Below are 11281 nucleotides of genomic sequence, written 5' to 3' on the forward strand. Positions count from 1 at the left end.
AACATCAATCATGAATAATTACAGAAGCGAAACCTTAGCAATCCGCATTCAAAATGAACGTTCTCAGGAAGCAGAACACAGTGTTCCCTTGTATCTGACATCCAGTTATGTTTTCGAAGATGCAGAACAGATGCGGGCGGCTTTTTCAGATGAAATTGAAGCAAATATCTATTCGCGTTATTCGAACCCGAATGTAGACGAATTGCTGGAAAAGGTTTCGCGCCTGGAAGGTGGAGAAGCGGCCTGGGGAACAGCAACAGGAATGGCTGCTGTTTTCACAACGTTTGCTGCCCTGCTTGAAAATGGAGATCACATTGTTTCATCCAAATCGGTTTTCGGGTCCACACACCAGTTGTTTGTGACTATTCTTCCGAAATGGGGAATTACAACGACTTATGTTGATGCGATCGACTATGAAGCATACGAACGGGCAATCCGGCCGGAGACGAAGATTGTTTACATCGAAACACCTTCCAATCCGGGTTTGGATATCATTGATATCAAACGGTTGGCTGCAATTTGTAAGTCGAAAAATGTCTTGCTGGTAGTTGATAATTGCTTTGCAACTCCGGTTTTACAGCAGCCGCTTGTTTTGGGGGCCGATATTACGATTCATTCCGCAACCAAATACATGGACGGACAAGGACGGGTTTTGGGCGGATTGATTGTTTCGACAAAGGAAATCATTGCCAAAATCCAGGCTTTTGCCCGACACAGCGGTCCGGCTTTGTCGCCGTTCAATGCATGGATTCTTTCGAAGGCTTTGGAAACCTTGCATCTGAGAATGGAAAAACACTGCGAACAAGCATTTGAAATTGCAAAAAGACTGGAGAAGAACGAACAGGTAGATTGGGTGAAGTACCCGTTTTTAGGTTCGCATCCGCAGCATGACATTGCACGGGAACAAATGAAACACGGCGGTGGAATCGTGACCTTTCAAATCAAGGGCGGATTACAAGCCGGAAGAAAATTCCTGGATAGTCTGAACCTGTTTTCCCTTACTCCGAATCTGGGTGACAGCCGCAGTATTGCAACACATCCCGCTTCCACAACGCACAGTAAACTGAAACAGGAAGAGCGCGAAGCAGTAGGAATTTCGGATGGTTTGGTTCGTTTGAGTATTGGTTTGGAACACATCGAAGATATTTGGGAAGATTTGGAAGGGGCTTTAAATGCGTGATTTCGGCAAAGGTCAATATAACGTAAATTCAAATCCTGCAAAATCAAAAATTATCATTTTGCTATCCCCACGATTTGTCGATTCGTAATATTACGAATCGACAAATTTTAAAAGTTGCAGAATTACATTTTTACCAAAAACCATTCATCCGGAGTTGCCGCGATTAACAGGACGATGAGGTACAGGTAAACAAAATATAAAGCCCGAAAAGAAGCTTTTTTAACAATTGTTACATCAACGGAATTCCTGTAAGGAACTACCTTTATCGTCATGGAACGTTTTGTGACTATCCGGCCGAAAAATGAACTGGTATCAACATACATTTCATACTATTATTTCCATCATTCCGATGAGGTGGAATTCCGGAAAAACTACGTCTTTTATCCTCATTTCAAACATGGATTTACGGTTTACAAGGAGGGAGAAAACTTCCGAACCTTGTTTACCATGAATTATACCCGTCAGATTCCTGTTGAACTGAAGGGAGTTTTTCAAAAGATCGGCGTTGCATTTAATCCTTTGGGAATGAATCGGTTTATTTCGGTGCCTGTTTCAGAATTGTATGATCCGGAAACCTTTTCGTTTCAACATTGGAATCCGGAGATTTTTCCTGAATTGAAAGAAGTATTTGAAACTCAGGATACCGAATCGAAACGGGATTTGCTGGATGCTGTTTTTGAAAAACGTTTCAAACCGAATCCGGAATTGAACTATGTGGAAGAGGCGCTGGAGCATATTTTTGAATCGTTCGGTACGATCCAGGTAGATGAATTGGCATCGAAAATCGGAATCAGCCGGAAAACACTGCTGCGCCATTTTAAAAAACACCTTTGCTGTTCGATTGAAGAATATAAAAAAGTAGTCAAGTTCCGGACAAGTATCCAGGGAGCACACAATTTGGGATTGAAGAATCTGACGGAAGTTTCTCTTTACAGTTTGTATTACGATCAGTCCGATTTTACCAACCGGTTTAAGGAATTAACGGGACAAAATCCGAGTACTTTTTTTATAAGCATTCAAAGAATGGGAGAAGAAGATATTTTTTGGAAATTTGACGAGTAAGAGTCCCAATTCTACAAGTATTTCGTTTCTGACCTGCGTAATTTTGTACTCATAACAAAGCCCAATAAATATCAAATGATCAGAACCACATCTCTTTTCAGCGCATTGATTTTTATGTGTTTTTTCTGGGTGCGAAACGCGCATGTAAACGCACAGAAAGAACAAACGTATGATTCATTGGTAAGACTGGCATTTGGTCTTTATGAAATTAAAGAGTTCAAAGCCTCTGCAGAGAAATTTGCGGAGGCTTTTGTCGTTTCTGGAGAAAAAACAGATCCGGAAGATCGCTACAACGCTGCCTGTTCCTGGGCTTTGGCCGGCAAACCGGATGCTGCTTTCGAACAATTGTTTCAAATCACGAAAAGCGGATATTACACCAACCTGGAACACATGATTTCCGATTCGGATCTCCATTCCCTGCACAAGGACAAACGCTGGAAGAAAGTCATTGAATTGGTCACGAAGAATAAAGAAAAACAAGAGGCAAATTACGATAAACCATTACGGGCCAAACTGGATTCGATTTACGAGGAAGATCAGGGAACCCGGGTACAAATGGGAGAAATTCAGGAGAAATACGGCTGGGATTCCCCACAAATGGATTCATTGTGGAAAATAGCCAACCTGAAAGATTCCCTGAATCTGATCGAAGTAACCCGTATTTTGGATACAAAAGGATGGCTCGGAGCGAATGTAGTGGGGCAAAAAGGAAATTCCACCTTGTTTTTGGTGATTCAACATTCGGATCAAAAAACACAGGAAAAATACCTGCCCATGATGCGTGACGCTGTTGCAAAAGGAAATGCATTGGCTTCCAGTTTGGCTTTGCTGGAAGACCGGGTAGCTCTCGGACAAGGAAAAAAACAGATTTACGGCAGCCAGATCGGTTTCTTCCGGGAGAGCGGTGAAAACTACGTGTTGCCATTGGAAGATCCGGATAATGTAGACAAGCGCCGGGAAGAAGTGGGATTGAATAAACTCCGGGATTACGTATCGTATTGGGGAATGACCTGGAATGTGGAAGAATATAAAAAGAACCTTCCGAGATACGAAGAGGAACAAAAGAAATACCACCGGGATTAACCACTGTTTCCGTAGCGATTGTTATCGGATTGAGATCACTGCTGTTGTTAAAATATTCTAATAATTATTTCGTACGAAAAATTTCGTATGTTTGCGAAACATACTAAAATCACAAAACAATATGAGTATTCAAACAGCTTTAACGTCAGCTTTACTATTAGCCGGCACATGGTCTTTTGGACAAGAAAACAACACAGAAAAACGACTGGATTCCTTATTTACGACTCTTGCAGCACAAAATCAATTTAACGGAAGCGTATTGATAGCAGAAAAAGGAAAGATCATCTACAAAGGCGGAAAAGGTTATAGTAATGAACTTTCAAAAGAGTTGAACAACACACAAACCATTTTTGAACTGGCGTCCTGTAGCAAACAGTTTACGGGCGTTGGAATTGCATTGCTTCATCGTGAAAAGAAGTTGGATTACACGGATGATATTACGAAATACTTTCCGGAACTATCCAATTTCAAAGGAGTAACGATTTATGATCTGCTGCGTCACACAAGTGGTATTCCTGATTATTTATTTGCAGGATCTTTTAGCGAAAATTGGAAGAGCGACCGGATTGCAAGCAACCAGGATTTGATCAACTACCTGGCAGAAACAAAAGATACATTGGAATTCACGCCCGGGTCAAAGTATGCTTATACCAATAGCAATTATGTGCTCCTTGCGAGTATTATGGAAAAAGTGTCCGGGCAAAAGTGGGGAGATTATTTAACCCGAAAGATCTTTAAACCATTGAAAATGAATCGAACTTTCGTTTACAATAGAAGATATGAACCCAAAAAAATAAAGAATTATGCTTATGGATACGATTGGGTAGATAATTCCTTTGAAAAAGTAACCCAGGACGATCCGAAAATCGGACACATGACGGTTTATTATATGGACGGAATTTATGGAGCTGCTAAGGTAAATTCTACGGTGGAAGATCTGTATAAATGGATAAACGCGCTCAATAACAATCAACTTCTGACACAAAAAGAATTTGAAGAAGTGATGGAGACTACCAAAACTTCTACCAATGAAGATGTTCTTTATGGCTTTGGTTTCGAAGTACGTAAAAGAAACAATACGATTTCTTACGGACATACCGGGAGCTGGGACGGCTACATTACACTGATTCATTACAGTTCTAAAAATGACCGTACGGTTATCGTGCTGAATAATTTCAAAAATGGGGTGTGTCCATATGAAACGATCAGTGAAATCATTGATAATAAGCCGTGTTCTAATGAGTTTGTAAAGAAAGCAGATCAGAAAGAAGAAGTGATCAAACAATATGTAGGAGAATATGCAGACCCTGAAAATCCGGATGAAAAGCACGTAATTACTTACCTGGACGGACATTTGATTTACAACACGGACAAAGCAAACTGGGACATGCGGTTTTTCCCTTCATCGGAGGCAGTTTTCCAGGCAATTCGCCAGGGTGGAACAAACGGAGTAATGGAATTCACACTACAGGAAGACGGGACTATGAAACTGGAAATGTCAATGTACGGACGAGTTATCGGAAAAGGAGTCCGAAACTAATTACGAATTATTGAAAGGGATCATTTGAAAACAAACCTGTTTGAGATTATTCATAGAGTTTTAACTACATCATTAACTTAAATTTGGTCGGCGCCCGTCATTCGTAATTAAGCATTATCTTTGCCTCAAAATAAAAAGCATGTCACAAGATATTCAAGCAGTTAGTTACTGTATTGGCTTAAGCGTTGCAGATAGCCTGTTACAACAAGATTTGGGAGGAATTGATCCGACTGTTATGGCGGAAGCGATTTCAGATGTTTTTCAAGGGAAAACAATGAAATATTCTCCGGATCAGGCGAACGAGATTATTCAAAAATATATTCAGGAAATCACGACTTCCAAGTTTGAAGTATACAAAACCGAAGGGGAAGATTTTCTTGCTGAAAATGCAAAAAAAGAAGGTATTACAACCACTGATTCTGGTCTGCAATACGAAGTAATCGAACAGGGAACAGGGGCTAAACCGAAAAATACGGATACGGTAAATGTTCATTACCATGGAACCTTGATCGACGGAACGGTATTCGACAGTTCAATTACGCGCGGAATTCCTGCAACTTTCGGAGTACACCAAGTAATCAAAGGATGGACAGAAGCATTGCAATTGATGCCGGTTGGATCCAAATATCGTTTGTACATTCCTCAGGATTTAGCTTACGGAGCGCATCCGCATCCGGGAGGAGCAATCAAGCCGTTCATGGCACTTGTTTTTGATGTTGAACTTTTAGGAATAGAAAACTAATATGAAGAAAATAATTTTAGCATCCCTGTTACTGGCGGTGACTTATGCTTGTGGAAGTGATTCCGCGAAAGCTGATGTGAAATCGTTGCCATTGGACTCACCGAAAAAGCAGATTTCCTACTTAATGGGTTCAGATAATGCAGGACAAGTATTGCAGGATCCGAATTTTGCAAAATACGACAAGGCGGAAATCTTAAACGGATTTAAAATCGGTTTGGACAACGAGAAGGCATTTGATGCAAATTGCCAGCAGACCATTCAGAAATTGTTGGGACAAACACAGCAGGAATTCCACGAACAATATGCAAAAGAGGCCTCTCTTTGTATCGGGAAATTCCTTGGAGGAATGTTCAAAACAAGCTGGGAGCAGGCTAAATCTTACAATGAATTCGACAAAGAATATTTGATCTACGGTTTTGAATTGGGGTTGAATAAAGCGGATACCTTGATTAAGAAAGAGGCAAAAGCTGCGATGATGAAAGATTTCATGACGAAGATCAACAACCGCGTAATGGCTGAAGTAACCAAGAGAGAAAATGCATATTTCACCAAAGTGAAAACAATTGCAGGAGTGAAGGAGTTGCAAAATGGAATCTACCTGGAAACGATTAAAGCAGGAAATGGTGCAAGCCCGACAGCTGCAAGTGATGTAAGAGCTCATTACGTCTTGATGAATACGGAAGGCGACACCTTACAATCATCTTTGAGCAATCCACAAATTCCGGTGTTCAACCTGGGATCAGTGATTCCTGGATGGACAATCGGTATTCCGGCAATGAAAAAAGGAGGGAAGTATAAATTGTACGTTCCGCAAAATATGGCATACGGAAAACAATCTCCGGATCCGAATAGTATTCCACCGTTTGCAACATTGGTTTTCTACGTAGAACTGGTTGATTTCGGCCCGATGGGTTCATTGAAATAAGCATTGAAAATCCTTCGTCATTTGGCGGGGGATTTTTTGTTTTTAGAGGAATAGTTCAAAAGTTCAAAAGTTCAAAAGTTCAAAAGTTCAAAAGTTCAAATTTGAATTTAAACGCTTTGAACATTTCCGCTTTTCACATCCCAAATTTCAATTTAATGATGGAAGTTACTCAACACGTATTCGACTCTTTTCGGGAGATTAAAACTGAGCGATTGCTCTTAAGATAAATTCAACCTGAAGATGCGTCAGAGATTCTGAAAATGCGTCAGAATAAGCAAGTGAACCAGTTTATTTCCAGGAACTCCATGACAGATGCAATTGAAGCACTTGTTTCTCCGCAGAACAGAGGAGCCATTTCCCTGTTAGAACATCTGGGATTCGAAAAAGAAGCTCACTTTAAAGAACGGATCTTCTTCAATAATACGTATTCAGATATGGCGGTTTATACGCTTTTCAAATCACAATTTGAAGAAAAAGGCAATCCGGTAGATCAGGGGAATTAACGTCCCGTTTTCCTTTTTCATGAAATACCCGGTTCTGAGAGGACTGTTTGCATTATCGATGATGTCGTACATCACCCCGGCATTTAAGCGGAAATTTTGCTGCTCACCGAAAGCGTGAGAAAATCCGAAGCCAAGCAAGCCGGTTGGAGCCCAGACTCTTTTAGCCGAGATGATTCCATTTGCATAACTATAAGGATTTGAAAGCATTTCGAATTCGAAACCGACGAACAGGTAGTTGAAAAAACGGGCATGAACAAAGGCACCGCCACCATAAACCGAATAAGAACCTGAAAGACCGGTTTGCGGACTCTTGTAAGAAGAATAATGATAGCGTAAAGAGGGTCCGAAAGAAACATATTTGTTTCGGACAATCCCGAACTTTAAGCCCAATCCTCCCGTACCACCATAACTACCTGCTGAAAAGTGCAAATCTGCTCCAACTTCATAGTAGGGTTCGAAACGGGAATTAGTTGTTTCTTCATCATCTACATACAATTCGGTATCAACCTGGCTGAAACTTGTCAGAGATGCAAACAGCAGTAAAAAGAGTGTAAATAAGTGTTTCATAATAGTGCGATAAGTGTTTCTTCGTGAATATCGTGTTTGCCTTCAAAGCGGGCAATTTGAATTCCTTTCGACCGGTAACCGGAAATCAGGGCTTCCTGTTCGGGTGCCGGGAAATATTCGTCTTCGGTTCCAAGAACAAAAGTACATTTTTTAGCAACTGATGTGTATTCTTCAATCTCCAGATCCGGAGGATAAACACTGGCCCAGGAAATAAAATGATCGCAGTTGATCTTACCATAAGCCAACCATCTGGCGGCAGTTGCACCTCCCTGGGAAAAACCAAGAACAGTGATTTTTTCTGCTGGGTATTTCTGGCTGATTTCCCGGTGAAGCAAATCAAGTGACAACACATTCAAACGGATATCTTCTTCTCTCCATTCGCGGGTCATCCAGGATGCGCCCACTCTTCCGGAAGTTCCTTTTAGGTAGAAGCGGTGTCTTCCTTCCGGAAAAACGAAAAGCGTGTCATTCGAAGCAACTCCTGCAAACTTGAGATGAAAGTATGCAACCAGCTGACCGTAACCGTGTAACACATACACGATGTGTTTTACGGGGCCTTCAGGGATGATCAAACGATATCTCAGAGACGACGGAACTTCAATAACAGCTTCTACGGAATTCATACCCTTGGTCTTGGAGGTAAGTTTTTAGCAAATTCAGGATAAAGACGGTATTTTTTAGCCACCGGATCCAGGAAGAATTTAAACTTCAAAGTCTTTTTCTTCGTGATGGAAGGAATGTACTTGTAGATATCCCCGATGTTTTTGTTGTGACCATCAATTTCACTTTCATAGATGGCAATATCCATTGGAACCTGGTGCGGATTTTCTTCATATTCATGAATAAACGCTTCCGGATGATCTTCTCCTGCATGATCAAAGTATTTCCATTGGAAAACCATCATGAAGTCGTGATCATTAAATACGGAGAAATACGTTTTCCATCCCGAATTCCGGATGCGATACCCGATAATCACGTCTTTTCTGGTTGGAGCAGCAATGGAACGGAATTCCACGTCCAATTCTCTTCCCGGACTGGAAGGAGCAAAGATCGGGTTTGAAATACGATCCATAGCACCGTCGTAATAGAAAATGTAGTTGTAATTTCCGGTGTAACCTACTTCTGCAGCTTTTGCTTCGTTTCCGTTTTTAATGGATTGATTGATGGCGTATTCCATTCTGTTCAGAGTAATGACTGCATCTTGAATCGTATCAGCATTGATGTATTCCTTGTAAATCCGGATACTGTATTTTTCATTGGCAGGAATAGCCAGGGACGCCGTGATTTCGCGTTTTGCGCGGGCATCAAAACTTTCGTTGTTTTTTTTGCTTGCTTCTGCAGATTCTGTGGCAGTTGTTGAGGAACTGTCATCTTCGCAGGAACTGCTGATAAGTAAAAGGCAAATTATGCCAATGGAGAATGGTTTCATATGGTTTAATAATCAATGTCTAAGTTAAAACGATTCTTGAGGTCGAAAAGGTTGCTGTTTTTCTTTGCTAATTTTTCAAAACGATCCGGACCATTCAGGTATTTGACTTCTTCCGGGGCATCTTTGACCATTTCCAGTTGAATAACTAAGTCGTAGTTCTGGATTTCCTTCCGGATATAAGCCATGACTTCTCCGATTGCGCCTTCCAGTCGGGTCAACTGAATGGTGTTGTCTACTTCAAACTGGAAAGTGGTTTCATCCAATTGAACAGGTTCGCGTTTGATCATCACGTGGTAAACCTGGTCCTGACCATTTAATTTTTGAGTATGAGCCATGGTTTTCCACAAACGAACCACGTCATCGCGGTGAAATTCTTTTCGGGGTAAATCACTTGTTGCAACAGTAGCTTTCGCTTTTTGCTGCTCAATCATGTGATTGATGGATAAGTTGTTGGAATTCAGATTTCCTGTCGGAGCAGAAAGCACTTTTGCTTCCGGTTTGGTAGAAAAAGCGGCACGTTCCGGAGTCACCGAAGGTTTGTTTACAGGCTTGCTAGGCTCATTGCGTAAGCTTTGACCAACAAAGGGAATGATTTGAACCGGATCAGTTAAGGATTTTTTTTTTCAAGCTCAGATTTAACCGAACAGATTTGCATCAGTGTCAGCTCAACGAGTAATCGCTGGTTTTTGGCTGCTTTGTAATCGACATCTGCTTTACTCAAAACACCCAAACAGCGGAGAGCCATTGCTCCGTCTACTTTTTTAGCCTGTTCAATAAAGAGTTTTTCCGTGACTTCACCCACTTCCAGCAAATTCGCTGTTCGCGGATCTTTACAAATGAGGAGGTTTCTGAAGTGTTCAGCCAATCCGACTAAGAAATGATGCCCGTCGAATCCTTTTTCCATGACGTCGTTGAATAACAACAGGCAAGCAGGAATATCTTCATTCAATGCATTTTCAACTACTTTGAAATAATAATCGTGATCCAGCACGTTCAGATTCTCCAATACGGCTTTATGCGTAATGGTTGTACCGCAAAAGCTAACGATCTGATCGAAAATGGAAAGCGCATCGCGCAAAGCACCGTCTGCTTTCTGAGCAATCAAATGAAGTGCGTCGGGATCGGCAGAAATTGCTTCCTGGGTAGCAACATGCGCCAAATGATCTGCAATGTCTTTTACTTTGATCCGTTGAAAGTCAAAAATCTGACAACGGGAAAGAATCGTAGGAAGAATTTTATGTTTTTCAGTAGTTGCCAAAATGAAAATGGCATGTGCAGGCGGTTCTTCCAATGTTTTCAAAAAAGCATTAAAAGCTGCCGTTGACAACATGTGAACCTCGTCGATGATATACACCTTGTGAGTTCCCAACTGCGGAGCAATACGCACCTGATCAATCAGGCCACGGATATCGTCTACCGAGTTGTTGGATGCCGCATCTAATTCGTAGACATTCAGCGAAGCTCCTTCGTTGAAAGAAAGACAGCTGTCACATTGATCACACGCTTCAACAGATTCCGTTCTGTTAAAACAATTGATCGTCTTTGCTAAAATACGGGCTGTAGTCGTTTTTCCAACTCCACGCGAACCGCAGAACAGGAAAGCCTGAGCCAAATGCTGGTTCTTAATTGCGTTTTTTAAAGTGTTGGTAATTGCCTTCTGCCCAACAACCGTATCAAAGGTCTGGGGTCTGTATTTTCTGGCAGAAACAACGAAATCCGACATGGGAACAAAATTAGCTAAAGTTTCTCAAAGAATGGAGCATTGAAAATGGTAAAATTGAAAAGTTTTGAAAAATTGAAAAGAGTTATAGTATAAAAGAGTCAAGAGTCAAGACAGATGAGTAGTTCCCGGGAGATTTTTCAATCCTGACTCTCTAAATTCTCAGTTCCTTCTTATCGCCGCACTATAACCCGTCAGTCTTCGCCAGCTCTCGCTGATTCTTATGAAAAGCATTGCTTTCTCTTCTTTTCAATTCTACATTTTGAATTAAAACTATCTTTGCGTAAAATTCAGTACATGAAAGTTTATAACAACATATTGGAAACCATCGGGAACACGCCTTTGGTGAAACTAAACAAGCTCACAAAAAACTGTAAGGCAACTGTTTTGGCGAAGGTTGAAACAACCAATCCCGGGAACTCTGTGAAGGACAGAATGGCCGTGAAAATGATTGAAGATGCTGAAAAAGCAGGATTGTTGAAACCAGGAGGAACAATCATTGAAGGAACTTCAGGAAATACAGGAATGGG

General features: G+C 41.2%; 13 protein-coding genes. 8 read left to right on the forward strand and 5 right to left on the reverse strand.

What is annotated here, in order from left to right; genetic code table 11:
- Nucleotides 1-10 precede the first annotated feature (10 nt).
- The 7 genes from Q1V93_RS12975 to Q1V93_RS13005 all read left to right on the forward strand — a co-directional run bounded on the left by Q1V93_RS12975 (nt 11) and on the right by Q1V93_RS13005 (nt 7035).
- Nucleotides 11-1180, forward strand: coding sequence for an O-succinylhomoserine sulfhydrylase (locus Q1V93_RS12975; RefSeq protein ID WP_300665310.1), 1170 nt, complete (start codon nt 11-13; stop codon nt 1178-1180).
- A 270-nt stretch (nt 1181-1450) separates the two neighbouring features.
- The gene (locus tag Q1V93_RS12980; RefSeq protein ID WP_300665289.1) at nt 1451-2242 is read left to right on the forward strand and encodes an AraC family transcriptional regulator; all 792 of its coding nucleotides are present in this window, start codon (nt 1451-1453) and stop codon (nt 2240-2242) included.
- A 75-nt stretch (nt 2243-2317) separates the two neighbouring features.
- Complete coding sequence (locus Q1V93_RS12985; protein ID WP_300665295.1) at nt 2318-3325, forward strand: DUF6624 domain-containing protein; 1008 nt, start codon at nt 2318-2320, stop codon at nt 3323-3325.
- Between the two features lie 121 nt (nt 3326-3446).
- Complete coding sequence (locus tag Q1V93_RS12990; RefSeq protein ID WP_300665296.1) at nt 3447-4865, forward strand: serine hydrolase domain-containing protein; 1419 nt, start codon at nt 3447-3449, stop codon at nt 4863-4865.
- A 139-nt stretch (nt 4866-5004) separates the two neighbouring features.
- Complete coding sequence (locus tag Q1V93_RS12995) at nt 5005-5607, forward strand: FKBP-type peptidyl-prolyl cis-trans isomerase (protein ID WP_300665297.1); 603 nt, start codon at nt 5005-5007, stop codon at nt 5605-5607.
- A gap of 1 nt (nt 5608) precedes the next feature.
- Nucleotides 5609-6532 carry an FKBP-type peptidyl-prolyl cis-trans isomerase gene (locus tag Q1V93_RS13000; RefSeq protein WP_300665299.1) on the forward strand — a complete coding sequence of 308 codons (924 nt, stop codon included), beginning with the start codon at nt 5609-5611 and terminating at the stop codon, nt 6530-6532.
- 260 nt (nt 6533-6792) lie between these two features.
- Nucleotides 6793-7035, forward strand: coding sequence for a GNAT family protein (locus tag Q1V93_RS13005; protein ID WP_300665300.1), 243 nt, complete (start codon nt 6793-6795; stop codon nt 7033-7035).
- On the opposite strand, the gene Q1V93_RS13010 is transcribed toward Q1V93_RS13005, so the two are convergent.
- From Q1V93_RS13010 to dnaX, 5 genes are all read right to left on the reverse strand, one after another.
- A complete protein-coding gene (locus Q1V93_RS13010) occupies nt 6991-7602 on the reverse strand; it encodes a hypothetical protein (RefSeq protein ID WP_300665302.1) in 612 nt (203 codons plus the stop codon). The two genes, Q1V93_RS13005 and Q1V93_RS13010, sit on opposite strands and share 45 nt — an antisense overlap.
- Entirely contained in the window at nt 7599-8225 is a 627-nt protein-coding gene (locus Q1V93_RS13015; protein ID WP_300665303.1) for a dienelactone hydrolase family protein, read from the reverse strand. Before Q1V93_RS13015 ends, Q1V93_RS13010 begins: the two co-directional genes overlap by 4 nt.
- A complete protein-coding gene (locus Q1V93_RS13020; RefSeq protein WP_300665305.1) occupies nt 8222-9031 on the reverse strand; it encodes a hypothetical protein in 810 nt (269 codons plus the stop codon). The genes Q1V93_RS13015 and Q1V93_RS13020 overlap by 4 nt, the downstream gene beginning before the upstream one ends.
- Nucleotides 9032-9036: 5 nt before the next feature.
- A complete protein-coding gene (locus tag Q1V93_RS13025) occupies nt 9037-9561 on the reverse strand; it encodes a hypothetical protein (protein WP_300665306.1) in 525 nt (174 codons plus the stop codon).
- 77 nt (nt 9562-9638) lie between these two features.
- Nucleotides 9639-10754: a DNA polymerase III subunit gamma/tau gene (dnaX, locus tag Q1V93_RS13030; protein WP_300665307.1), complete on the reverse strand. Its 1116-nt coding sequence runs from the start codon at nt 10752-10754 to the stop codon at nt 9639-9641.
- Nucleotides 10755-11048: 294 nt separating this feature from the next.
- Between dnaX and Q1V93_RS13035 the strand changes: the two genes are divergently transcribed.
- Nucleotides 11049-11281, forward strand: a 233-nt coding sequence (locus Q1V93_RS13035; protein ID WP_300665308.1) for a pyridoxal-phosphate dependent enzyme, incomplete at its 3' end; no start/stop codon positions are given.

The organism is Fluviicola sp. (genome assembly GCF_030151805.1).
Classification (GTDB): domain Bacteria; phylum Bacteroidota; class Bacteroidia; order Flavobacteriales_D; family Crocinitomicaceae; genus Fluviicola.

Excerpts from the sequence above, each read along its gene's own strand:
- Q1V93_RS12975 (WP_300665310.1), top strand. The coding sequence starts at position 11 with ATGAATAATTACAGAAGCGAAACCTTAGCAATCCGCATTCAAAATGAA.
- Q1V93_RS12980 (WP_300665289.1), top strand. The coding sequence starts at position 1,451 with ATGGAACGTTTTGTGACTATCCGGCCGAAAAATGAACTGGTATCAACA.
- Q1V93_RS12985 (WP_300665295.1), top strand. The coding sequence starts at position 2,318 with ATGATCAGAACCACATCTCTTTTCAGCGCATTGATTTTTATGTGTTTT.
- Q1V93_RS12990 (WP_300665296.1), top strand. The coding sequence starts at position 3,447 with ATGAGTATTCAAACAGCTTTAACGTCAGCTTTACTATTAGCCGGCACA.
- Q1V93_RS12995 (WP_300665297.1), top strand. The coding sequence starts at position 5,005 with ATGTCACAAGATATTCAAGCAGTTAGTTACTGTATTGGCTTAAGCGTT.
- Q1V93_RS13000 (WP_300665299.1), top strand. The coding sequence starts at position 5,609 with ATGAAGAAAATAATTTTAGCATCCCTGTTACTGGCGGTGACTTATGCT.
- Q1V93_RS13005 (WP_300665300.1), top strand. The coding sequence starts at position 6,793 with ATGCGTCAGAATAAGCAAGTGAACCAGTTTATTTCCAGGAACTCCATG.
- Q1V93_RS13010 (WP_300665302.1), bottom strand. The coding sequence starts at position 7,602 with ATGAAACACTTATTTACACTCTTTTTACTGCTGTTTGCATCTCTGACA.
- Q1V93_RS13015 (WP_300665303.1), bottom strand. The coding sequence starts at position 8,225 with ATGAATTCCGTAGAAGCTGTTATTGAAGTTCCGTCGTCTCTGAGATAT.
- Q1V93_RS13020 (WP_300665305.1), bottom strand. The coding sequence starts at position 9,031 with ATGAAACCATTCTCCATTGGCATAATTTGCCTTTTACTTATCAGCAGT.
- dnaX (WP_300665307.1), bottom strand. The coding sequence starts at position 10,754 with ATGTCGGATTTCGTTGTTTCTGCCAGAAAATACAGACCCCAGACCTTT.